Raw genomic sequence first — 24,211 nt, forward strand, 5'->3', positions numbered from 1 at the left:
AGGGGTGTGTAAACAGCAAAACAGCTCATACCTAACTGCTTGTGTTATTTATAAATCGAACCAAATGAGAAAAAGGGAACCCTGCTATACATGTTTTTAGGCGACAGGCTCTATGAGGGTCCACAAAGGGGTTAGGTGTCTTATTTGAACGGGTAAAACGTTTTGTAGCATGCTCAATGCCAGTGGAGTGTTATCAAGCGGGAAGCTGCCCATCACTAACAGTTGTTTTATAGAGGGGTGACAGTTTACGTAGCTTGAGTGGTGTTGGTTAATCACCGATGCCCAATGCTCTAGTGTCATGTTGGTTGCTTGTAGAATGTTGTTAGTCCACGCTAAATCTATCGGCGATACTTCCTGGATCGAGCTAAATGCGGTTCTCGAACAGAGCACTTTTTGTCCAGTGTCTAGCACTAAACTAGCCTTATCATTGTGCCGGCAGATATCGGCGCTGCCGTTAATAACAGCCACACTGGTAGTGTTGTCTTGAGATTGAATATCTGGTGATTGGCGAATCACTAGGTGTGTATGCTGTAATTTAATAGCGTGGTTCTTCATCATAATTGTTGCAGGGACACTTGAGGCTGCCTGTTGAATGGCTAAGTCTCCAGCAAGCAGCGTGATATGGCTTTCACTAGGGGAGTGTGACCATTTTATTCCGCTTTTAATGGCTAGTGTTATTCGTGTTCCGTCTGCCATTTGATAGTTAATTGCTTTGCGTTGGCTGTTACTGAAATCGCTGCGATAGGGCAAAGTCCATTCGTTGATAAGCCCCATTTCATGTGCTTGCCATGCGCCAGCAATAAAGGGGAGTGACGCTAACCCCTTCACAATACTCCGGCGAGTGGTTTTTGTTTTATTAGCTGCGATATCGAAATGGTTGGCGTTTATCAGTTGTTGAGAGATGCCGAGTTCGTTTGGCGTATCGAAACTGCGCAACGACGATAGGCTGTCAGTGATCGACTCAACTTGTTGCCAAGCTGCTCGGTGGTCTGGGTCTTGATTGAGCCATTGTGCCCACTGTTCCTGATCGTGTGTTGTTGTTTTGTCTGAGTTAAGTATGCTGTACCAGACGGCGGCTTCATTGAGGATCTTATAAGATTCGGGTGGCTTCATGGTTCGGTGGTAGCCGTATCGAGCTGAGCTTTAAATATAAGGCACTTTAGCATGGCCTCTGCCATATACTTTTTTACCATGCGTTCAGAAACATGTATTACGGCTGCAATTTCTGCATAGGTAAGACCGTCGAGCTGGGATAACAAGAATGCTGTACGAGCATTGCTTGAAAGCTCTCGCAGCATACAATCGACGTCTATCATCAGCTCTAACAGTACAGCTTGTTGCTCCGGGGAAGGGACGGTAGCGTGAGGGCGAGCAGCTAACGTCTCTAACCATACTTGTTTGATTTGTTCATGACGCCAGTAATCAATACACATCCCGTTAGCCATTTTGCTTAAATAAGACTGAGCTGCTGTGTAACTGTCAAAGTTGATGGGACGTTTGAGCAACCGCAGAAAAGCATCCTGCGCTAAATCGGCGGCGTCGTCGCAATTACCCAACTTAAACCGAAACAAGTTTAGCAACCACGGCTGATGCTGCTGATACATGGCCGCTAAGTTTTTCAAATGGAGGGTAGACATTTAGCCGCCTGTTTCACTGCTGTTATGATAAGATTAAGCCTAATGATAATAATTATCATTAATAATTCAAGATGAATTAAAGCCTTTAATAAAATAAGTGAGTCATTCGGGCTTAGATAAATCATGTTAGGATTTACGCTTAGGATTAAGCGCTGTATAACTAGCGATGAAAGGGTTTACGATTAAAAGGATTTTGGATGGCTCCCATGAGGGATATACCCGTTAAGTTACGTCCGTTATTTTTGGTTTTTGCGTTGGCATCAACCTTATTTGTTGTTTACGGCAGCTTAGTTCCTTTTGTTCTTCGTCCACACTCATTTGCAGAAGCCTTAGCGCTTTTTTCTGATATTCGATACCTACAGTTAGGCGCCTCCTCGCGTGCGGATTTATTAGCTAACGCCATCATATATATCCCGGTTAGTCTATTTTGGATGGCTGTATTAGCACCGGACGGACGTTTTAGGTTTAAACGGGCTCAAGTTATTATTGCATTAGCAGCCATGGTGGCATTGAGTGTGCTTGTTGAATTTATTCAGGTTTATGTTGCCCCGCGAACCGTATCTAAAAACGACATTATTTCTGAGTCTGTAGGTATCATTACTGGGGCGCTCGTTTGGGCTTTTTGGGGCAGTTGGCTGAGTCAGGGTATCCAACGTTTATTGCTCAAAGGGCGCATATCATGTGATAGCTTGTTACTGTTTTTTGCCTTAGCGGTATTGGGCTACTCTTTGTTACCGTTTGACTTCTTCATCTCTGCTGGCGAAATTAAACAGGCTATTCAACAAAGGGGGATGCCGCTGTTGGGGACATTCAGCAGTGGCGATTCTTTTGGTATGTCGGCTCGTGAGGTGTTGATCGGGTGCCTTGAGTTTTCAATCGCAACTGCGTTGGGTTTTGTTACTTACCATACAAATATTGCTAAGCGTTTTGCTCGCGGCCAAATTGTTTTATTGGCCTTTTTGCTCTTTGCTTTTATTGAAGTGTTACAGTTTTTTGAGTATTCAGGGAACAGTACGTTAACGTCCGCGTTAGTTAAAACGGGTGGTGTTTATGTCGGTTTGCATCTAGCTGGCTTGCTGACGCATCAAACATTTTTAGATTGTCTTCGTATTTATCGTGATCGCTTTCCCTTTGTATGGCCTGCTTATATGGCATTGGCTCTTTTTATAAAGGGCTGGTCATTAATGCCTGCGTTTGATTTGCCTGCTATCGCTCACATTATGTCCGAAATGTCCTTTATTCCTTTCTATTATCACTATTTCACAACTGAGATGGCTGCGTTTAAAAGTGCATTGCTGCAAGTTGCCCTGATTAGTCCATTGACTTTGTTTTGGTGGAGTATTGATAAAACGGCAATAGCGAACCATCTGTTAATCCCTACCCGGCAATGGAAACGTCTTCCAAAACGTATGTGGTTGGGGGCATTGTTAGCGTTAGGGGTTGAAGTCGGTGGTTTACTTTGGGCGAGTTTGCGACCTGACTTAACAAACATTTTAATTATCGCAATGGCAATTCCCTTTATATATGGCTTTTTGGAGCTCATGTATCGCAGTGTTTACCGTGTAGATTCTAAAGTGTTCCAGTTTACAGGGCGTACTTTAACGAGAGAGACGTCATCTACCCATGAAGATCCCTATCACTTTGCCAACAACTCGGTGATTTCTGGGTGGCGTGCTTACATTCCTAATTTTAGTCAGGCGAGTTTAGGGCGAATTAGCTTTGCTATGGTGGCGTGGGGAGCTGCAGGTATTTACTGTATCAATTATCCCATATCACCTGTTTTATTATGCCTCTTTGGGTTGGCATATATCGCGGTTTTACAGCGCTCTCCGATGATGGCTTTGGTGGTTATTCCGGCGGGGATCCCCTTGTTGGATTGGTACCCTATGTCGGGCCGGTTCTTTTTGACTGAGCTAGACTTTATTATTTTGCTAACCCTCGGTAGTCAATACTTAGCAGGTCACTATGATGTAAATATTGTGCGTAAAAATAGACCATTATGGTTGCTGGTTATTATTACGAGTCTCGTTTATGTGGTTAGTGTGGTTCATGCTCTCTGGGGGCACACTCTATGGGATAATAACGCGACTACTTCTTTTTACAGTCCGGTTAATGCAGTTCGTTTGAGTAAAGCATGGATATGGTTTGTGCTGTTGTTACCTGTGATTGCGTTCTTTTTTAAACATAATCAAAAGAGTTTTTTGCGCTTCACACAAGGCGTGCTACTTGGTCTTGCTGGTTTGTTGTTAGCGGTAATAGCTGAGCGTTATTTATTTACGGGATTATTTGATTTTGAAACAGTGATGCATCGTGTGCGTGGGAGCTTTGTTACCATGCATACGGGTGGCGGCCATATCGATATTTTTTTAATCACTACCATTCCGTTCCTTTTATATCCATTTATAACCCGTGCCGGTCATAGAATGCGCTTGCTGGCCTTATGTGTGTTATTGGTGGCCTTGTATGGTGTGTTTGTGACCTATTCCCGTGGGCCTTATTTGGTTGCTAGCCTAGTTGGCTGTGTAATGTTAGCTAGCTACATGTTGGCGGTGAGGAAGCATGTTTCTGTTCGCTGGGTGGCAGGCATATCTGTATTGGTATTTAGCTTGGCCGCTAGTTGGGTGGCCATCCCGTTTGTTTTTGATTCGTTTTTGACTCAAAGACTGTCGATAGCCACTCAAGATAAGGACACACGTGTTAATCAATGGGCTAGAGTTGCGAATCTAGTTAATGGTTCGGCTATGTCGTATGCCTTTGGAAACGGACCTGGGACGTTACCGCGTTCTATTATGCTAGATAATATTAATACAGACATGCCCAATGCGATGCATGACCTGATAACGAATGAAGATAATACATTCTTGGCTTTGAGTGCAGGTCGTTCATTGTTTACCAATCAATATGTATCGGTAGAGCAGGGTAAGCGTTACGAGTATCATTTTCGGTACCGCAGCCCAGAAGCTCGTGCTTTGTTACGTTTCTCACTGTGCGAGAAGTGGATAGATGACTCATTTAGGTGCCAAGAAACAGCTACCGAACTGCCCCCTAGTAATGAGTGGAAGAGCGCGACTTACTCCGTGTTAATTGATGCCTTTCCAGCCGTCCCTTTACGCGACAGCGCTGTAAGTATGCGTCCTAAAACGTTAGGTATATCAGTGGCAGGGCAAACTCGAATGCTGCTCGATGATCTTGAACTTTTAGACATGTCGGGTCGTTCGTTGCTGAAAAATGGTAACTTTTCGGCGGGCAACGATTTTTGGTTCATTACCAGTGATAACCATTTAGATTGGCATGCTAAAAACCTTATCGTCAATATCTATCATGATCAGGGAATTGCTGGGGTATTATCCTTTGCCGCTTTTATTGCGTTTAGCTTATGGGTCTTATTAAAACAGTTACTGAACCATAATCGACATGCAGTGATTATGCTGGGGGCGTTGTCCGGATATCTAGGTGTGGGTATGGTCGCGAGTGCTTTTGAAGTACCACAGTTAGCTTTGTTGCTTTATTTGTTGCTCGCTGTGATTCATACGCTGCCCCTAATGCCATCGGCCTCTAAAGAAGCATCAGGAAGTATTAGTTAGCGATAAATATATTCTAATATCAGATAGATACATTGAGAATCTACAAGCTTGCTCTACAATAGCCAATATTAGACTTTATATGGATGACGCCATGTCGCTGGTGAATGTTTTTTTTCAACAAAATGCTATGAATCTTGTTGCGCTATTGTGGTTTTTTCTATGTTTTCGCGGCTACATGATTTATGCGAAAAAAGCGATGTATACCACGCCGTGCTTGTCCAGTGTGCTTCACATGTATCGTCACGAATGGATGGTGAAGCTACATGAACGCGAAAACCGTATCGCCGATAATGCGGGTATTGCCAACTTAGAGCGCAGTGTTTCGTTTTTTGCGTCGACTACCATGCTGATCTTAGCTGGCTTAATGACGGTTTTAGGCTCGACTGATAAGGCTATTGATGTGATTGCCGATATTCCCTTTGCTGTTCAGGCAACCCGGGAAGAGTGGGAGATCAAAATAGTCATGATGATTGTTTTATTTGTTTATGCCTTTTTTAAGTTTACCTGGAGCCTACGTCAGTACGGCTTCGTCACGGTGATGATCGGTGGTGTTCCGCGTCCTGCGGATGGCGTCTCTGCCCAAGTCTGCCAAGCCAATGCTGCCCGCATAGCAAAAATGACATCTTTAGCCGCTAATAATTTTAACAATGGTTTGCGGACTTATTACTTCAGCCAAGCGATGCTAGGCTGGTTTATTAACCCTATTTTGTTTATGGGGCTGTCCACTTTAATTGTCTATATCTTGTATCGACGTGAGTTCAAATCGTCCACTCTTAAAACATTGATGATGTCAGTGGAGCCTGACACTAAGTAATTTTTTACGGTTTTCTGCAGGTTAATTTCCGATAGCCCTTGAAGTTTGTTCGTATGTCCCCATCTTCGGTGTAAGTCATTAACATTCCGGAAAGAGATAGGGTACGGAAATTATGAGCACTGAAACGCAGAAAGAAACACGTGGCTTTCAAACAGAAGTCAAACAACTATTAAATCTTATGATCCACTCTTTATATTCCAATAAAGAGATCTTTTTGCGCGAGTTAATCTCGAACGCATCGGACGCTTCAGAAAAGCTTCGTTATGAAGCGCTATCCAATGGCGACCTTTACGAAAATGATGGCGATCTAAAAATACATGTCAGCTTTGATGAAGCGGCTAAAACCGTCACTATCGAAGACAACGGTATTGGTATGTCACGTGATAACGTGATTGAGCATTTAGGTACGATTGCCAACTCAGGTACAGCGAATTTCTTAAACCAATTAAGTGGTGATCAGGCTAAAGATAGCCAATTGATTGGTCAGTTTGGTGTTGGCTTTTACTCAGCTTTTATTGTGGCTAAAAAAGTAGATGTTTTCACACGTCGTGCAGGTCAGCCAAGCACGGAAGGTGTGCATTGGAGTTCTGAGGGTGAAGGCGAGTTCACAATCGAAAGTATCGATAAGCCAAGCCGTGGTACAAAAATTGTTTTACACCTAAAAGAAGGTGAAGAAGAGTTTGCCAATGGTGCTCGTTTACGCAACTTAGTGCGCAAATACTCAGACCATATTGCTCTACCTGTTGTAATGCAAAAAGAAGCGCCTTTAGGTGAAGAGCAAGACGGCGAAGAAAAAGCCGTAGCAGAGCCAGAAGACGAAACAGTTAACAGTGCAACAGCGCTGTGGACTCGCAATAAAGCAGATGTAACAGACGAAGAGTATGCTGAATTTTATAAGCACATCTCTCATGATTACAACACGCCTCTAACGTGGGCACACAACCGCGTTGAGGGTAATCTTGAATATACAAGCTTGTTGTATGTGCCTGAACATGCGCCTTACGACCTGTGGAACCGTGAAGCGCCACGCGGTTTGAAATTATATGTTCAGCGTGTATTTATTATGGATCAGGCTGATCAATTCTTACCGTTATATTTGCGTTTTATAAAGGGTGTTGTTGATACTAATAACCTTTCCCTAAACGTATCGCGTGAAATATTACAAAAAGATCCTAATGTCGATAAATTGCGTACGGCATTAACTAAGCGCGTTTTAGATATGCTGGCTAAAATGGGTAAAAATGAGCCAGAAAAATACGCTGAGTTTTGGTCGCAGTTTGGCGGTGTGCTTAAAGAAGGCCCAGCTGAAGATTATACAAACCGTGAGAAAATTCTTAAGCTTCTGCGCTTCGCTTCAACACAAAGTGAAGGCAAAGAGCCTACTGTTTCACTAGAAGACTATGTGGGCCGTATGCAAGAAGGTCAGAAGAAGATCTACTATGTAACGGCTGAGAACTACAACACGGCTAAAAATAGCCCGCATCTTGAGATTTTCCGTAAGAAAGGTATTGAGGTTCTTCTACTAACTGAGCGTATCGACGAATGGATGATGAGCCATATCTTCGATTTTGAAGGTACATCCTTCCAAGACGTTGCTAAAGGCGAGTTAGAGTTAGACGATGCCGCTAGTGAAGAAGACAAAAAAGCTCAAGAAGAGGCGGCTAAGAAGAGTGAAGGCTTAATTGAGCGCTTAAAAGAGCGCTTAACCGAAAAAGTATCTGACGTTCGTGTCACTACGCGCCTGACCGAATCTCCTGCCTGCCTAGTGCTTAACGCCTACGATATGGGTGCGCAAATGCGCCAAATCATGCAGGCGGCAGGGCAAGAGTTGCCTGATACTAAACCTGTATTCGAAATTAATGTTGAGCATCCATTAATTCAGAAATTGGACCAAGAAGTAGACGAAGATCGTTTTGGTGAGTTGGCTCTGGTTATTTTTGATCAGGCTGATTTAGCGGCGGGCGGTCAGTTAGATGATCCAGCTTCTTACGTGGCTCGGTTAAATAAATTGCTGCTTGAGTTAAGCCAGTAATGTAAAAAGTGGTGTACAAAAAAGCGGGCTTTAGGCCCGCTTTTTTATGCTGATTCTTTAAGTTTTTTTAAAGTAATCCGCAATCGAATACAACATGCTTGGTTTAGCTTTCGGTCTAGCCATTGCCATCTCTGCATATCAGAGGTGGTATGGAATTCAGGCAGAGCCCACGACTCGTAAGCTTCAACCTTCTTTAAAATATAGTTTGGGGACATGCCGCACCTCCTGTGCAAACTTAATCCTAACTACGTTGATCGTAATGAATCGATATTATATTAGTACACAATTTTAATTCGGGGTTCATTAAAAATTGTTTTTTTAATCAATTATGAACAATTGTAAATATTTGATTTTAAATGGTGACAGTTTTCGCGTTTTAATAGGACGGCGTCTTCTTATTTGTATCTAAAAAAATACACTTTAATTATCGCCTTCTTTTAGAAAGCGATAATTAATAGAGTTCACTCATACTGTCAGGTGTTGGAATATAACTAAGGCTTAACGACTGAACTAATGGCTTCTGCGACATAATCAATATTGTGCGGGTTTAAACCGGCAATACTGATACGGCTAGAATCTACCATATAGATCGAATAATCGTCCCTTAACTGATGTACTTGCTCTGGTGTAACGCCCAAAAATGAGAACATGCCTTTTTGCTTTGGAATAAAGCTGAAGTCAGTTTGACAGCCAGTTGCTGCTATTTGTTGGCTTAGCCGAGCACGCATATCGTTGATTCGAACACAGACGTCGTTGAGTTCTTGCTTCCACATCTGTGTCAGCGAAGAGTCGTCTAAAATGGTTTCTACAATCGATGCGCCATGGGCTGGTGGCATGGAGTAGTTACTGCGAATAACGTTCATGAGGTTGCTTGCGGTAACTTTTGAGGCGTCAGCTGATGCTGAAATCACCATAACTGCACCCGTGCGCTCGCGATACAAACCAAAGTTTTTAGAACACGACGATGCGATAATCATTTCGGGCAACTGGTTAGCCAATAAGCGCAGACCGTAGGCGTCTTCATCTAAGCCGTCGCCTAACCCTTGATAAGCGATGTCAATGAAAGGAATCAGGTTTTTACGTAGCAGAAGATCGGCTATTGTTTGCCATTGTTGTTGGTTTAGGTCAGCGCCGCATGGGTTGTGACAGCAACCATGTAATAGAACAATGTCTCCTTCTTTAGCTTCTTCTAACGTTGCTAGCATACTATCAAAGCGTATTTCTTTAGCTGCATTGTCATAGTAAGGGTAGGTTGCTGTGGTGAGGCCTGCAGCGCTAAAGGTCGGAACGTGGTTGGCCCAAGTAGGGTCACTTACCCACATGGTAGCTGAAGGAGCGCTGCGGTTAATTAATTCCGCGGCTACACGTAAAGCACCACAGCCACCGGGTGTTTGAGCTGAAACTAAGCGGTTATCTTTAATGGTAGGGTGGTCGTAACCTAACAGTAAGCCAGCAATATGGTGGTTAAATAGTTCGGATCCGGCCGGCCCTATGTAAACCTTACTGGTTTGTGATGAGAGCATTTTTTGTTCGGCTTCTCTTACCGCTGCCATAATAGGTGTGTGCCCCTGCTCATTCTTGTAGACGCCCACACCCAAATCTACTTTAAGTGGGTTTGGATCGTTTCTACACTGAACCATGAGTTTTAAAATGGGGTCAGCCGGCAGTGCACGCAAGGCTTCGAACATGATGATCTCCTTAAGCTCCCTTATACAAGGTAACGCATGAAATAGGGGAGTCGATTTTTTTATTAGCGTAAATGATGCCGCGCATTTTCGCTAGACGTAATGGGGATTACAAGGGGAATGGCTCTAATTTATTAATATATGGCCGATATAATTGGTTATAATGGTTGTCGTGTAAATGATTGAATGTATGGGGGCTTTAGAAGAAGGATGAAGTGGAGCGTTGGGGATAACCTAAGCATTCTGACCGCGCCCTTTGTGTTTGGGGTCATAGGATTGCACTTAATGGCGGCGGGCAATTGGGCTAGCGCAGGTGAGATACGTAAAATTGTGCGTGCTGATGGGGTTGTCGAGTACACTAACGTCCCAAGTAACCAACGAAAAACACCCATTAAAACCAATGCTTCAAAGGCTGAATCTATTTACAAGTATCGGCAAGACAATGGTGTTCTTACTATTACCAACGTAAAGCCGAAAAAAGGTATTCAGTACGAAACTATCCGATATGAATGTTATGCCTGTAACCCTTCGTCTACAGTGGACTGGTATAACACGCCCATTAATACGAAAGCCTATTCATCATCCGTTGCGGCGGCGGCTAAAACCTATAATGTTGATCCTGCTTTGATACGGGCCATTATCCATGCCGAGTCCTCGTTCAAAGTGACAGCTAAATCGCATCAAGGCGCACAAGGGCTTATGCAGCTTATGCCTGCGACGGCCCGTTATTTAGGGGTTGGGAACCCTTTTGATGCATCAGAAAATATTATGGGTGGTGCGAAATACCTAGCCGAATTGCTAGCGCTATATGCGGGTGATATTAAACGAGCCTCCGCTGCCTATAACGCTGGACCGGGAGCTGTTAAAAAATACAATGGCGTACCGCCTTATGCCGAGACTAAAGCGTACGTAAAACGGGTGGGAATACTGCATAAGCGCTATCAGCAGGCACTGCGTTAGTACTGCTTCCTATTCAAAACGAAAGCCGAGTTGCTCTTCAGAGCTGATCGTTTTTTTATAGCCCTGGGCACGCATCTCTTTATTGAGAGATATAACTAGGCTCCGTGCCAGCATGTAGTCATTCATGACGGTGTGAGTGCAGACTTCTTTATGTGTAGACTGCACTATGCCTCTTGTTTGAGAGACTACCCAGTCACCCACCAGATCTTGATAAAGGCGAATAACGAGATATTCCTGATTTTTACGCCAATAAATTAACACAAAGGATTACCGTTCAACGTTGTGCCAATGCACACTATAATGGCGCGCCATTGAGCCTTAAAGCTACGCATTTGTAAAGACCGGAGAGATAGTAATTGAATAACCCATTAAAAATAGTGGCAGATGAAAACATGCCAGCATTGGATACGATGTTCAATGGCTTTTCTGTGTCAAGGGTAGCCGGTCGTACCATGTCTGCCAAAGATGTTGAAACAGCTGATGTGTTGTTGGTTCGATCAGTAACTCAAGTCAATGAGGCACTGCTATCGCGTGCTAAACACTTGAAGATGGTAGGGACTGCAACCATTGGAATGGACCACCTTGATCAAGCGTATTTGTTGGATAGAGGTATCCCTTTCTTCAATGCACCAGGGTGTAACGCTGAAGCGGTTGTTGATTACGTGCTGGCCGCCATTCATAACTTATTACCAGAGGATTTCCCGTTGCGAGGGCTAACGGTAGGCATCATTGGTGCTGGTAATGTTGGTGGTCGTTTACAGAAAAGATTGAGCCTCGCCGGTATAAATACACTTGTCTGTGATCCGCCAAGAGCGCTAGCAGAAGGGGAGGAAGGCTTTACACGTATAGATACGTTATTGTCTAACAGTGATGTTGTTTGCATGCACACCCCATTAACGACGGTCGGAAACTTTGCAACTTATCACTTGTTAGGTGAAGCGGAACTTAGACTGTTAAAGCCGGGAGCTGTGCTCATCAACGCCGGCCGTGGTCCTGTTGTTGATAACCAGGCGCTATCTCGCGTCATGGATCAACGTAACGACTTAATTGTTGCGCTGGATGTGTGGGAGCACGAACCTAGCGTAGATAAAGACTTAGCGGATAAAGTGGCCTTGGGTTCTCCTCATATTGCCGGCTATAGCTTAGATGGAAAGTTGCGAGGTACTTATATGTTACGTGAGCGACTTTCTGAACTCCTGGGTATAGCGGCTCCACCACCATTACGTGAGCTTTTGCCCCTTGCCCCCATTTCTTCGGTTACCGTTACGGAGTCTGCTAGTGTGTTGGATGTCATATCCGTTGTTTACTCAGTAGTCAGTGATGACAGGCGTTTTCGACGTAGTTTGTCAGCGGTTAATCAAGCCGCTAGTTTTGATCTACTGCGAAAAAATTATCCAGTGCGTCGTGAGTTTTCCACGTTAACAGTGAATGGGGTGGTTGACCCTTACAAGCGTCAGTTGCTGTCTGCATTCGGTTTTAATCTTTCGCCCGTTAGCACGTATGTACCGTCAGAGTAAGGCCAAATAAAAACTATGATACGTCAGTTATCCAGTAGTCAAACAGCACTATCATTTACCGAATTAAACCCCGATCCGGGTGTGAAAATGACTCTGAGCTTCCAGAGCCCCCGCAAAAGCTTTACGGTTAATTACATCGGTGTAAAGTCGGACGCGAGCGTGATATGTACTATGCCCAAAGCTGCAGCCTCCCTTAACCTTGAAGGTCAGCGTCTTACGGTGAAAATGATGGCGGGTAACCGGATGTGTGCGTTTAGTTGTCGACTTATAAAGTCATTTGCACATCCTTACCCACATTGGCATTTAGAATATCCTAGTGTGGTTAATCATCATACGGTTCGTTACCATCCGCGCATACCGGTCAATATGGCCGTGTCGGTTGATCATCAAGATGAGCAACAAGGTATCCATTTAGGTTTGCCTCGCATTGTTCATACACGTGACATTTCGCTTGAAGGAATGGGGTTAGAATCGCCAGTGCCTCTGGGCCAAGTCGGTGATGAGCTATTTGTGACGATGCGCTTTGACCTAAACGGGTTGGACCAAGTGCTGTTACTCGCAGTACAGTTGCAAAATGTAGAAGAAGTAGAGCTAGGCGTTTTCTTGCATGGGGTAAAGTTTGACCACATGGAAGAAGACTCTGCTTTGATTATGACAGCGTTTGTTTATCAATGTTATTTGTCTGAATTAGGTTATCTTCATGAGCACCCCTAAAACTCCAAAATTTACGTTAGGCTTGATCATTAACCCTGTTGCTGGTTTAGGCGGGAGTGTCGCATTAAAAGGCAGTGATGGTGCCGCGACCGCTAAAATTGCGGTTCATTTGGGGGCAGAACCTAAAGCACAAGACCGGGTCGCTACCGCATTAGCTGTCCTTAAGGGGCTGCCAATTGATGTGATTACATATCCATGCGAAATGGGGGAGTGGGCGGCTGAGCAAGCAGGCTTTGCCCCACAGGTTTTAGGTAGCATCAATAGTGGAGAGTCTACGCCAGACGATACGGAACAAGCAGTCAAAGACCTGACAGAAGCAGGGGTGGACCTTATTTTGTTTGCTGGTGGTGATGGGACCGCACGCAATGTTTGCCGAGCTGCCTCAGAAGGCACGGCCGTGTTGGGAATCCCTGCTGGCGTAAAAATCCATTCGGGTGTTTATGCTGTCACACCTAAAGCGGCGGGAGAGATTGTCGCTATGCTAGTGCGCGGCGAGCTAGTGACACTCGCCCCTCAAGAAGTGCGAGATATTGATGAGGATGAGTTTCGGGCGGGGCGTGTACGCGCGCGCTATTATGGTGAGCTGTCTGTTCCGCAAGAGCATCGCTATTTGCAACATGTTAAAAATGGAGGCAAGGAGTCTGAAGCATTGGCGCTGGACGATATCGCTGCCTATTTAGTGGAATCAATGGAGCCAGATACTCGTTACATTATGGGCTCTGGCACTACAGTCAAGGCTGTGATGGATGAGCTTGGGTTGGAAAACACTTTATTAGGTGTAGATGTTGTGGAAAATGGTGAGTTAATAGCCAGCGATTGCACGGCGCTTCAACTAAACGAGCTTACCAAGGAACATGCTTGTAAAATTGTTATTACCGTTATTGGTGGCCAAGGACATATATTGGGGCGAGGGAACCAGCAACTTTCACCCGAATTAATTAAGAGTGTGGGCCGCGCCAATCTGGTTGTTATAGCGACAAAAACAAAAATAGAGGAATTAGAAGGGCGTCCACTCATTGTTGATACAGGCGATGCATCTCTGGATAAAGAACTGTCGGGGTTAATACCTGTTATTACTGGTTATCGAGATTCAGTACTGTATCGCGTCGCGGACATTTAAATGTCCGTGGCAGTCATGTGCTGTTAATTTTTGAGTGGTACTAAGCGGTGACCACACAATTTCGACCATTGCCTTTGGCTGCATAAAGTGCCTTGTCTGCTCGCTCGATTAATTGCTGAGCGGTTTCATTTGATTCCTTCATGCAAACACCAAATGACGCAGTGATTGAACTGATTACTTTGCCTGTTTTTTTCTGTTTAATACGAATTGATTGAATTTTTTCACGAAGAGTTTCCGCGATAGAGATAGCTTGGTCTTGATCTTTGCCAATCATTAGAATAGCAAATTCTTCCCCACCAAAGCGCACTGGTAACATAGGTTCTGGGCATTCTTCTTTTAGAAGCTTGCCAAAGTATTGTAAAACTTTGTCGCCCATTAGGTGGCCGTAATCATCGTTGAAGCGTTTAAAATGGTCTACATCAATCATGACCAAGGTTGCACTTTTATCACCCCTGGCGCCAATGATTTGTGACAGCTCTGTATCAAATACTCGGCGATTGAAAAGCCCGGTGAGCGGATCGATACTGGCATCATGACGAGACTTTTGAAGCTCTTTTTTAAGTTTGAGGATTTCGGCTTGGGAGGCTTCAAGCTCTTTTTGAAAACGAATAGTTCCCTTATTTAGGGACTCGGTGTGCTCTGACAAGTTGTTAATAATGTTGTCGAGAGAGTTGGCGTTTTCTGGGTTGTTAAGCGCGATGAGCGACTCTTCTAAAATGGTACGGAATTCGGATGTTTCTTGAGCGGCGGCATTGGCTTTTGAGCCTAGCTTAGTAGCGATACTAATAAACTCAGCTTGAGCTTTTTCAGAATGCTCTATCTCTTCGTTAATGACATGCTGACGAAAGAGCTGTTCACTCATCATAGTAGGGCAAGTACCATAGGTTTCTATGGTTTGGTCAATTTGGAAATTGAGCGTAGGTATACGGTTAGAAACATAGGTATACCACAGAGCATAGTTGAGTGGATTGGGCGGTATGTTGTACTTCACCATCAATGGGATTGCTTGACGGAGGTATTCTGCAGACTGCGTTGGATTCTCAACGAATTTCATATTTACCCTATACTACTTAAAAACATTTGTCGTTTCAGGAATGAAGTAAAATAGGAGTCTATCGTATCATCTATCCTGTTGATTTAAACGACTGTTTTAATACCACTACAAGTCAAAACAGCCTGCTTAGATCATCGGCAAAAAAGTATAAATCTTTATTAGTTTTTAGAAATAAACAGTATAGAGCATGAAAACAATCTGTAGTATTAATGTAGGCTTAATGCGTCAGTTTATTTGACAACTCTTTCTCGTGTCCAACCAGAGGGTGTGCGTTCGAAGTGCTGTTGTTTACGAGAGATAAAATGCTCTCCGTTCCATTCAAACAGCTCAATAATCAGGTGTGATCTATCACCGGTAATGCGGTTAAAGCTGTTAGGCTGTTCAGGGATAAGGCGGTCAGACAGTGTTGTGCCTGCATGTGAAATAATCACCCCTTCAACGACTTCCGCATAAGACATATGTACGTGGCCGCTCATGATGATATCCAATCCATGCTGGCTCAGTTGAGATAGCGCTTTATCTCGCCCTCCAATAAGGTGTCTAAATTCGTAAACAGCGGGTAACCAGAATGGATGATGGGCGACTAAGAAGCGCACTTGTGTAGAGTCTGCGTTTTGTAAGTGAGAGATCGTGTTATTTACTTGGTATTGATTAATACGTCCGCGTGACCAATCTAGATACCAGCCCATACGTCGGGCGGTATTGGCCCCTATAACCATGTATTTATCGTTCGTATACAGAGGTTCTAGCTCAGTACATATGTACTTTTTCCATTTGCGCCAAGGGTATGTAAAACGTTCTATTAAAAGGTGAGCCGAAAGGTCATGATTACCCGGCACAATAAAAAAAGGGATGTTTAGAGACTGTAAAAAGTGTGCGGCATTTGAGAACTCTTCGTGTTTTGCTCTTTGGGTAAGGTCGCCACTGATGATGACTCGTTCCGGCTGTATCTCTCCCAAAATGTCTTTAAGGCCGTTAATGACTTTAGGGACTTCACGGCCAAAGTGTAAATCTGAAATATGGACAAGATTAAACATTATAGATCCCGTTTCTGCGGTACATTCGGTTTCAAGATGTTGAGCGCATTAGGCCGCACATGAAAGTGATACGGTGGTGCTAATTTATGCAGCTCTCCATCAATCATGACCTTCATCGTACGGTGTGTATCAATGTAAATGTCGGCTTTTGGGGTTTCTATATCGAGGATGTCGGTGTCTTGCTTCCAGCTTCCATTGATAAACTTCAAGACCAGTTTTGGCAGTGTCCACAACGATCGGCTTCGGGTTATGTATATACCAAGCAACCCTTTATTGAGGTGGTAGCGCTCAGGTATTAAGCCAATACTTTCTCCAAGCGGGTTGTTGCTGATAGAAAGAGCACGAGTCCTAATGTTAATTTCGCTATCAGGTGTCACCACTCGTATTTTAAGTGGCGGGTACACAAACATGTTCTTTATAGTTTCAAAGGCTACACGCGGCCATCTAATCCACCCGGGTTGTTGGCGAAGGGCTTCGCGCGTTTCGGTAAGTCGCGTTGATAAACCTATGTTTGCTATACAGAAAAAGGGTTCATCATTGAGTTGGGCTACATCGATATAGCCTGGCGTGGAATCTATTAACTGGTATACAGCTTGTGTTAAATCGAGCGAAAAACCTAAATCACGAGCTAGTAGGTTCATGGTGCCGCCGGGAATTATTCCTAAGGGTATATTGGTTTCTTTAAGCATTTTGGCAACGGATATAATAGTACCGTCACCACCGGCCGCCCACACTTCATCGTATTGCTGTTCAATAACTTGTTGCTGAATGTCGGCCAGTTTGCTGGCGGAAAATTGGATTGCATGAATATCTACTAGGTTATTACTTTGAGTGAGTTGATAGATGAACTCCTCAAAGTTCTTATCGGCATGCTGCAGTAAAGTCCCTGCATGAGGGTTATAAATTACGGCAACGAGTCGCTGCTTCATAGATGTCCTTATTACGCTATTGCGTATCCATTATTGTTGCTGTCGTAGTCGTAGATGTAGTTTGGTCGGTTCGTTGAATTTTGCTCATAGGAGTTGCCGGCGTTGATGCTGTGTTGTTATCTCGTTCTAAGTTCGATAAAAAATGAGCTATGTCGTCATAGCTGTCGCCCATAAAGCGTAATGGCGCCGCTATACTCGCTATTATCTTGACATGGTCGACGCCCGAATAGATCCGCAAGGTAACCGCAACAGAGTGTTTCTCGATCTTCGCAGCGAAGTCTTTACTGTGTTTAGGAATAACCCTGTCATCATCAGCCCCGTGGAGCAGCAGTGTTGGCGGCATGCGTTGATTGACGTTAAGTAGAGGGTTTACATTCTCGGCAGGAGCACCGCCGAAAACAGGTTCTACCTCTGGGTCATCCAACGGTAGATCGTAAGGGCCTGATAGGCCAATGAGACCTATTGGTTTATGCATCACGCCATTGTTGTGTAGGAAAGATTCTTGAGTGGCTAGTAACGCTGCGGTATGAGCACCAGAGGAGTGCCCCATAAGAACATAGCCATGTTTGTTTATATCAACAGATAAATGGGCAGCGTGTGTTTCGGCATAAGCTATAGCTAGAGCAACGTCATTAACGAATGTTGGAAATGTGACCGACGGGTACAGTCGGTAATTAGGAATGATGACGGGGTAACCCAGCCCCGTTAAAGCATGGGCAATAAACTTATATTCTGAGCTTTCACCCATTTTCCAAGCACCACCGTAAATGAAAATGACAACGGGTTTGTCGGTCGCAGTGCTCGGCTGGTAGATATCCATTGTTAATCGCGGGTCTTTGGCAAAATGCACCGTCTCCCGCGTGTAATGATTGGAGGGGAGAACAAAATTAAGAACATCAACCGATTTCACCTTACTACACCCAGTAATAGTTACTAAAATCAATAAACTAACGCAGAGGCATCTGAGCATTTGTCATCCTTCATATCCAAACAACGACAATGTCAGTTGATGGCTTATTTTTCTACGTCAGGCAATGTCTTCGCCATCCAAGCACCAATTACACCTAACATGGAAAGTACCAATATGATCTGGCTGATACTTAAAAAGGTCGCTAATGTGCCGGTAAGCCCCATTAATAAAAGTATGACTCCGATGAGCGTGTTACTGACGGACACATAATCTGTACGTTTGTTTCCTTCAGCTAGATCAACGACATAAGTTTTGCGGCCAACCCGAACACCTTGATGCGCTATGCTCAAGAAAAAATAAACCAAGGGTAAGACCCAAATGAGTGATAGCCATTCACTTTGTAGTGAATCAATCATAAAAACGCTTATGCCTAAAATAGCCGTGAGAGCAGCTGCAATTATCATGACATTTCGGCTTGATACATCAGCAAATTTCCCCCAGATAGGACCTGAGATAAGTCCGGCGGCGCCGTCGGCAATTACAAATAAGCCTAACAGATAAGCAGGGGATCCAAGCTTATCTTGTGCTAGAACTACGTAATAAGGAGCTGTTAACGCAGAGCACAGCAGTAAAGAGCGTGTAATAACAAATTTACGAAAGGGTTTGTCTGTCTTGAGAATAGTGACGCGTTTTATCGCTTCAAGAAAACCATTAGCGCCACCGGATGTTTCACCCGGGAATTCTTTGATTTTAGCGTAAACAAAAGCACCAGCTATCCAAAAAAGCGCAGCGCTTACCAACATGAGGCCGTATACCGCCGGAGTAAAGTTATCCGTTGGCGTAAACACTAACACGATACCATAAGCTAAGGTGATTAACCCCGCAGCGCTAGCAGACCAGCCTGTGACTTTGCCACGTTGGCTTTTGGGAATGGTTTTTCCTAGGACGTCTTTCGCGGCGACTGAGCTTAAACCGCGTGAAAGACTAAATATAATCAGCAAAGCGATTATCATCCACCCGCCTGCGGCCCCTTCCATAGTCCATGCCACAAAACCCATGCCTGCCATTGAGGCAGCTTGGAGAACGCTCCCTAAGACCCAAATCCACTTCCTAATCTCCATTTTCCGGATAAAACCAGCGATAACCAACTGTGGAATCATTGATCCGGATTCTCGAATAGGCACCAAAAAGCCCAGTAAAAAAAGAGGGGCACTGATAGTTTCCATAATCCAAGGAAGAACAATTTTAGGGTTAGATACAGCATCCCCTAGCTTTGAGAAAAAATTACTCATAATAGTGAGAACAAAGTTTCCGGGTACTACTTTGCAGGCAGACTCATCAATGGCTTTGCATGCGCGAGCATCCTCTTCGTCTACCATCTTTTGATACAGGTCTTCAGTAAACGTTTTGCTATTCATCAACAGTCCTTTGGATTGATAAGGATAGATAAAAGATATGAGGCGATCTTTATACTACAGACAGATGCGCTAATTGTTAAAATGGATCAAAAAAAAAGCCCGGCGGTTGCCAGGCTAAGTCGAGAACAAATAGATTTTTTAAAACGTGCTGGGATTAAAAAATCATCTCGGGAACATGATCAGGGACGATCATCTTGCCCGCAGTCTTAGATACAATTTCTTCAACCGATACACCGGGCGCGCGTTCTTTTAAGATGAATGCGCCGTCCTCTATTTCTATGTAGGCAAGGTCGGTAACCACTTTTTTAATACAACCAGAACCCGTCAGGGGAAGAGAGCATTCTGGTAGTAGTTTGGATTCACCGTGCTTCGATGCGTGAGTCATAGTAACAATAATGTTATCAGCGCCCGCCACAAGATCCATTGCACCACCCATACCTTTGATGAGTTTGCCTGGAATCATCCATGAAGCAATATTGCCATTTACATCTACTTCAAACGCACCCAGAACGGTTAAGTCCACATGACCTCCACGGATCATAGCGAATGATTCTGCAGATGAGAAAATTGATGCGCCTTTAACCGTTGTCACGGTTTGTTTGCCGGCATTGATCATGTCTGCATCAACTTCTTCTTCGGTTGGGAAGGGGCCCATACCAAGAAGACCATTCTCTGATTGCATCATTACTTCCATACCCTCTGGTACAAAGTTAGCAACAAGAGTCGGGATCCCTATCCCTAAATTCACATAAAAGCCATCTTGCAGTTCGCGGGCAACGCGTTGAGCGATTTGTTCACGTGATAAAGCCATTTGTATTGCCTCCTTAACTGCGTACAGTGCGTTGTTCGATGCGTTTTTCAAAAGTACCGAGGATTAAGCGATCTACGTATATGCCCGGTGTGTGTATTTGTGTAGGATCTAACTCACCTGGCTCTACTATTTCCTCAACTTCAACGACTGTTATCTTTCCTGCTGTTGCTGCCATTGGATTGAAGTTTTGCGCGGTATGGCGATACATAACATTACCATAACGGTCAGCTTTCCAGCCTTTTACAATGGCAAAATCACCTGTAATCGATTCTTCCATGATGTAAGAACGACCATTAAATTCGCGAACTTCTTTACCTTCACCAACAGGCGTACCAAAACCCGTCGCGGTAAAGAAAGCAGGGATACCGGCTCCTCCTGCACGCATTTTTTCGGCTAGGGTGCCTTGCGGTGTTAATTCAACTTCTAGTTCGCCAGCTAATAATTGCTTTTCAAACAGTGCGTTTTCACCCACATAAGAAGAGATCATTTTTTTGATTTGCTTGTCTTCCAGTAAAATACCTAAGCCAAACCCATCTATGCCGCAGTTATTAGATACCACTGTAAGATCGGTAGTACCTTTTCGCTTAATCTCAGAGATCAAGTTTTCAGGGATACCACATAAGCCAAATCCGCCGGCTATGATTGTCATGCCATCTTCTAGACCAGCCATTGCTTCTTCATAGCTGTTAACTACTTTATTAAACCCTGACATCGAATCCTCCATGCCTTTCAATAGTTGTTGCTTTTATGTGGGTGACCCAATTCTGATTAGGATCGCTATTCCATCGCGTTGGAAAATCATTATGCATCTAGTGTCTTACACTCTATATTATTTATCCAATGCAATTAATCGAATAAATAATAAATTTTATTTATAAATGGCTTGTCATTGATCTGATCTAGGGTTCTTAGAAAATGAATATTACAGTCAAGCAGTTACGCGCTTTTGTAGCTGTAGCTAAAACTCGTAGTTTTACAGAGGCGTGTTCGCAAATTCATATTTCGCAACCGGCGTTGAGTGTTGCTATCAAGAATTTAGAAGACGCGCTCGGTGGGCCTTTGCTCTCCCGTACAACCAGAACGTTGGCTTTGACCCCTGAAGGTGAGGCTTTTTTACCCACTGCACAACGGTTGCTAGCAGAACTAGATGAAGCATTGGAGGAGATGCACAACCGATTTGCGTTGTTTCGAGGAAAAGTAGCCATCGCAGCCATGCCTTTTTTTGCCTCAAGTTGCTTGCCTGATGTGTTGTTGAAGTTTAGGGCGCACCACCCGCATATCAACTTGACGGTTCACGATGTGATAGCTGAGGACGTTATCGATATGGTACGAACGGGGCGAGTAGAGGTCGGTATCGCATTTGATCCTGGGGAAGCTGAAGACCTAGTCTTTCAGAAGCTTTACACAGATCGTTTTATGGCGGTTATTCCTAGACAGCATGTTCTTAATACGAAGGCCGAGATAACCGGTGCTGATATTTTACCGAATGATTTTATTGTGCTTCAGCGTCCGTCTAGTGTGCGCCTTTTAGTTGATGCGCGCTTAGAGCAAGAAGGGTTGCACATATCACCGCAGCTCGAAACCCATCAATTAACGACCATTGGGCAAATGGTATCTAAGGGATTGGGTATCAGTATTATGCCTTCGTTATGTGAGGCACAAATGCTAGAGTTGGGGGCCGTGTGCAAACCGTTAAGTAGCCCTGTTATTAGTCATGATGTGGGTATCATTACGCGTCGGCGATATCCATTGTCAACCGCCGCACGTGAGATGATTATTAACCTTCAAGGGTTGAAATTAGATGTGTTGCAGTGCTAGTTCGATGGGGTCGGTGGCGGAGTAACATAGGCTTTTGTGCCCCATAAAGGCACCGTTGACAAGCTGTGCTTAAAGCTACCTGTTGTTTCTTTAGTAGAGTATGACAAGTACATTAGCGTTTGATTTTCTGGATCCAGAATACGACGTACCTTCATATTTTTAAAGAAGATGCTTTTAGATTTCTTTAAAATAACTTCACCTGATTTGCTTTTATCGATTTGTGCGATCATCTCTGGGGTTATTTCACCGGTTTGGCGGCAGGCAATGGAGCTGTCGCTTGGGTCTGATAGGCTTAAATTAGCCTCCACCGATGCAATATGACAAGTAACCCCTGTCACGATAGGATCAACCATCTGATCAAGCTTAATATCTTTTAAAGTAAATAATCCAAGGCTAACGTCACCGACTTCGTTATCGGAGCAGCCTGTGAGTAATAACAGGGTAGAAAGACATAAAACGGCCTTTTTCATGGTCAAGATCCTTATGGCGAATATCTAAATTGTGATTAGTGTAAGCGCATTGGCGCTAAAGTCTACAAAGAGAGAATCTGAAATGAATATTGCCGTCTTTTGCGGTGCTTCCCTAGGTAATAACGCCGGTTATGCCAATATAGCCAAAGAGTTGGGCACTAAGTTAGCCACACAAGGACATACGTTAGTATACGGTGGTGGGCACACTGGGTTGATGGGGGTGATAGCTGACAGTGCATTAAAGGCCGGTGGTCAGGTCTATGGTGTAATACCGGATGCACTGGTAAAAAAAGAAGTAGCGCATCCAGGGTTAACCCAGTTATTTGTGGTTAAGGATATGCATCAACGCAAGGCTAAAATGGCAGAGTTGGCGGAAGGTTTTGTAGCTTTGCCAGGCGGAATAGGGACGCTTGAAGAAATATTTGAAGTTTGGACGTGGTCTTACCTCGATTATCACCAAAAGCCTGCCATTTTTTTAAACGTATTGGGTTATTATGAGCAACTTTTTGGCTTTTTAGCGCATACGGAACAAGAAGGCTTTGTTTCTGCATATAGCCGAGGATTAGTTTCATTAGAAGACACTGTTGATGCGGCTTTATTGTCTTTGTCAAAGTCACATCACTCAGCCATGTAATAACAGTTATAGAGAAGAAAAAAGATGCTTGTTGCAAAAAATACAGTGGTTCGTTTTAGTTACCAATTGAAGGATCAGGCAGGGGAGTTGCTTGAGGCAACGGATGAAGGTAAACCGGTGGCCTACCTACATGGCCATAATGGATTGATGCCAGCGTTAGAGGCCGAGTTTGAAGGTAAAGCAGCTGGAGACTCTTTTTCAGCAACGTTAGCGCCTGCCGATGCATTTGGAGAGCGTGATGATAGTGCAGTACACCGCGTACCGGCAAAACACTTGCAAGGAGCAGAGCCTGGTCAAAAGCAATGGAAACCGGGAATGGTTGCGCTATTAGAAACGGAAGAAGGTAAGCGTCAGGTTACTGTTGTTAAGGTGGGTAAATTTATGGTGACAGTAGATGTTAACCACCCCCTCTCTGGTAAAACGGTAACGTTTGAAATAGGTATAGAAGATGTGCGAGAAGCAACTGCAGAAGAAATACAGCACGGGCATGCGCATGGTGAAGGCGGGCATCACCATTAAATGAAACTTCTGCGTTGAATGCGTAGTCTGAATTACTCGTGGTCACTAGAGGCTGACGATGCTTGTCTTGAGCTTATGCCGATAAGCAAATATGGCTTCTAGTGATACGCACTTTTCATCATATAGTGTCGTTGGTTGAATATGAGGTTGTGATGGAGTACCCAGAATCACACATTGATCCGCAATCGAAAAACCTGTCTAAAGATAAAGATTTAACTACGCTCATCTATGCCCTGCAGGCGATTGGTTATTTTATCGGTATCACGGCGGTGGTCGCTGTGATTATGAATTATGTTAAAAAATCCGATGTTGAAGGGACATGGCTAGAAAGCCATTTTAATTGGCAGATTAAAACCTTTTGGTTCTCGATTTTATGGTTTGTTGTTGGGCTGCTGACCGCTATTTTTATTGTGGGATATTTTATCCTACTGGCCAATTGGGTTTGGGGCATATACCGCATTGTGAAAGGGTGGTTGGCCCTTAACGATAATAAACCAATGTACAGTTAACAGACCTCACTTTTTCAATACCTAAATAGGCCATATGCG

The 24,211-nt window shown here is 44.1% G+C and carries 24 protein-coding genes; 11 read left to right on the plus strand and 13 right to left on the minus strand.

Going from position 1 to position 24,211, the window contains the following annotated elements; translation table 11 throughout:
- Positions 1–96: 96 nt before the first annotated feature.
- Positions 97–1,113: a DUF4880 domain-containing protein gene (locus tag OW491_RS07965; protein ID WP_290035482.1), complete on the minus strand. Its 1,017-nt coding sequence runs from the start codon at positions 1,111–1,113 to the stop codon at positions 97–99.
- Positions 1,110–1,637 (minus strand): sigma-70 family RNA polymerase sigma factor, encoded by a 528-nt coding sequence (locus OW491_RS07970; RefSeq protein ID WP_290035483.1) that lies wholly within the window; start codon positions 1,635–1,637, stop codon positions 1,110–1,112. Before OW491_RS07970 ends, OW491_RS07965 begins: the two co-directional genes overlap by 4 nt.
- Before the next feature lie 197 nt (positions 1,638–1,834).
- On the opposite strand from OW491_RS07970, the gene OW491_RS07975 reads away from it, so the two are divergent.
- The 3 genes from OW491_RS07975 (at position 1,835) to htpG (ending at position 8,067) form a co-directional block, all read left to right on the plus strand.
- Positions 1,835–5,221, plus strand: a complete 3,387-nt coding sequence (locus tag OW491_RS07975; protein ID WP_075172296.1) for a VanZ family protein — start codon at positions 1,835–1,837, stop codon at positions 5,219–5,221.
- A 91-nt stretch (positions 5,222–5,312) separates the two neighbouring features.
- A complete protein-coding gene (locus tag OW491_RS07980; protein WP_075172295.1) occupies positions 5,313–6,035 on the plus strand; it encodes a DUF599 family protein in 723 nt (240 codons plus the stop codon).
- A 112-nt stretch (positions 6,036–6,147) separates the two neighbouring features.
- Positions 6,148–8,067: a molecular chaperone HtpG gene (gene htpG, locus OW491_RS07985; RefSeq protein ID WP_075172294.1), complete on the plus strand. Its 1,920-nt coding sequence runs from the start codon at positions 6,148–6,150 to the stop codon at positions 8,065–8,067.
- Between the two features lie 44 nt (positions 8,068–8,111).
- On the opposite strand, the gene OW491_RS07990 is transcribed toward htpG, so the two are convergent.
- Together OW491_RS07990 and OW491_RS07995 are read right to left on the minus strand one after the other, a co-directional pair.
- The gene (locus OW491_RS07990) at positions 8,112–8,282 is read right to left on the minus strand and encodes a hypothetical protein (protein ID WP_170870333.1); all 171 of its coding nucleotides are present in this window, start codon (positions 8,280–8,282) and stop codon (positions 8,112–8,114) included.
- Positions 8,283–8,558: 276 nt separating this feature from the next.
- A complete protein-coding gene (locus OW491_RS07995; RefSeq protein WP_075172293.1) occupies positions 8,559–9,755 on the minus strand; it encodes an amino acid aminotransferase in 1,197 nt (398 codons plus the stop codon).
- A 207-nt stretch (positions 9,756–9,962) separates the two neighbouring features.
- Here OW491_RS07995 and OW491_RS08000 point away from each other — a divergent pair, with 207 nt between their 5' ends.
- Positions 9,963–10,712 carry a lytic transglycosylase domain-containing protein gene (locus OW491_RS08000; RefSeq protein ID WP_075178950.1) on the plus strand — a complete coding sequence of 250 codons (750 nt, stop codon included), beginning with the start codon at positions 9,963–9,965 and terminating at the stop codon, positions 10,710–10,712.
- A gap of 9 nt (positions 10,713–10,721) precedes the next feature.
- Here OW491_RS08000 and OW491_RS08005 read toward each other — a convergent pair whose 3' ends face one another.
- A complete protein-coding gene (locus OW491_RS08005) occupies positions 10,722–10,973 on the minus strand; it encodes a hypothetical protein (protein ID WP_075178949.1) in 252 nt (83 codons plus the stop codon).
- Positions 10,974–11,068: 95 nt separating this feature from the next.
- On the opposite strand from OW491_RS08005, the gene OW491_RS08010 reads away from it, so the two are divergent.
- From OW491_RS08010 to OW491_RS08020, 3 genes are read left to right on the plus strand one after another with little or no spacing between them, the layout of a single operon-like run.
- A complete protein-coding gene (locus OW491_RS08010) occupies positions 11,069–12,229 on the plus strand; it encodes a DUF3410 domain-containing protein (RefSeq protein WP_254842917.1) in 1,161 nt (386 codons plus the stop codon).
- A 15-nt stretch (positions 12,230–12,244) separates the two neighbouring features.
- Entirely contained in the window at positions 12,245–12,943 is a 699-nt protein-coding gene (locus OW491_RS08015; protein WP_075172290.1) for a flagellar brake protein, read from the plus strand.
- Positions 12,930–14,063, plus strand: coding sequence for an ATP-NAD kinase family protein (locus OW491_RS08020; RefSeq protein ID WP_290035488.1), 1,134 nt, complete (start codon positions 12,930–12,932; stop codon positions 14,061–14,063). The genes OW491_RS08015 and OW491_RS08020 overlap by 14 nt, the downstream gene beginning before the upstream one ends.
- Positions 14,064–14,103: 40 nt before the next feature.
- Here the strand turns inward: OW491_RS08020 and OW491_RS08025 are convergent, their stop codons facing one another.
- The 7 genes from OW491_RS08025 to OW491_RS08055 form a co-directional block, all read right to left on the minus strand.
- Complete coding sequence (locus tag OW491_RS08025) at positions 14,104–15,117, minus strand: GGDEF domain-containing protein (RefSeq protein ID WP_075172288.1); 1,014 nt, start codon at positions 15,115–15,117, stop codon at positions 14,104–14,106.
- 230 nt (positions 15,118–15,347) lie between these two features.
- Positions 15,348–16,154 carry a metallophosphoesterase gene (locus OW491_RS08030; RefSeq protein WP_290035490.1) on the minus strand — a complete coding sequence of 269 codons (807 nt, stop codon included), beginning with the start codon at positions 16,152–16,154 and terminating at the stop codon, positions 15,348–15,350.
- The gene (locus OW491_RS08035) at positions 16,154–17,083 is read right to left on the minus strand and encodes a diacylglycerol kinase family protein (protein WP_290035492.1); all 930 of its coding nucleotides are present in this window, start codon (positions 17,081–17,083) and stop codon (positions 16,154–16,156) included. The genes OW491_RS08030 and OW491_RS08035 overlap by 1 nt, the downstream gene beginning before the upstream one ends.
- A 16-nt stretch (positions 17,084–17,099) precedes the next feature.
- On the minus strand, positions 17,100–17,993 hold the full coding sequence (locus tag OW491_RS08040) for an alpha/beta hydrolase (protein WP_290035493.1): 894 nt from the start codon (positions 17,991–17,993) through the stop codon (positions 17,100–17,102).
- A 104-nt stretch (positions 17,994–18,097) separates the two neighbouring features.
- Positions 18,098–19,411, minus strand: coding sequence for an MFS transporter (locus tag OW491_RS08045; RefSeq protein ID WP_290035494.1), 1,314 nt, complete (start codon positions 19,409–19,411; stop codon positions 18,098–18,100).
- Between the two features lie 154 nt (positions 19,412–19,565).
- Positions 19,566–20,222 carry a CoA transferase subunit B gene (locus tag OW491_RS08050; RefSeq protein WP_075172283.1) on the minus strand — a complete coding sequence of 219 codons (657 nt, stop codon included), beginning with the start codon at positions 20,220–20,222 and terminating at the stop codon, positions 19,566–19,568.
- Positions 20,223–20,235: 13 nt separating this feature from the next.
- Entirely contained in the window at positions 20,236–20,934 is a 699-nt protein-coding gene (locus OW491_RS08055; RefSeq protein WP_075172282.1) for a CoA transferase subunit A, read from the minus strand.
- Positions 20,935–21,137: 203 nt separating this feature from the next.
- Between OW491_RS08055 and OW491_RS08060 the strand changes: the two genes are divergently transcribed.
- Positions 21,138–22,040: a LysR family transcriptional regulator gene (locus tag OW491_RS08060; protein WP_075178944.1), complete on the plus strand. Its 903-nt coding sequence runs from the start codon at positions 21,138–21,140 to the stop codon at positions 22,038–22,040.
- Here OW491_RS08060 and OW491_RS08065 read toward each other — a convergent pair.
- Positions 22,037–22,510: a CreA family protein gene (locus tag OW491_RS08065; protein WP_075178943.1), complete on the minus strand. Its 474-nt coding sequence runs from the start codon at positions 22,508–22,510 to the stop codon at positions 22,037–22,039. The two genes, OW491_RS08060 and OW491_RS08065, sit on opposite strands and share 4 nt — an antisense overlap.
- Positions 22,511–22,592: 82 nt before the next feature.
- Here OW491_RS08065 and OW491_RS08070 point away from each other — a divergent pair, with 82 nt between their 5' ends.
- From OW491_RS08070 to OW491_RS08080, 3 genes are all read left to right on the plus strand, one after another.
- On the plus strand, positions 22,593–23,144 hold the full coding sequence (locus OW491_RS08070) for a TIGR00730 family Rossman fold protein (RefSeq protein ID WP_075172279.1): 552 nt from the start codon (positions 22,593–22,595) through the stop codon (positions 23,142–23,144).
- 24 nt (positions 23,145–23,168) lie between these two features.
- The gene (locus OW491_RS08075) at positions 23,169–23,663 is read left to right on the plus strand and encodes a peptidylprolyl isomerase (protein WP_277253136.1); all 495 of its coding nucleotides are present in this window, start codon (positions 23,169–23,171) and stop codon (positions 23,661–23,663) included.
- 101 nt (positions 23,664–23,764) lie between these two features.
- A complete protein-coding gene (locus OW491_RS08080) occupies positions 23,765–24,172 on the plus strand; it encodes a hypothetical protein (RefSeq protein WP_218648394.1) in 408 nt (135 codons plus the stop codon).
- Positions 24,173–24,211: the final 39 nt, after the last annotated feature.

It is taken from the genome of Neptunomonas sp. CHC150, from assembly GCF_030397555.1.
Taxonomy (GTDB): domain Bacteria; phylum Pseudomonadota; class Gammaproteobacteria; order Pseudomonadales; family Balneatricaceae; genus Neptunomonas; species Neptunomonas phycophila.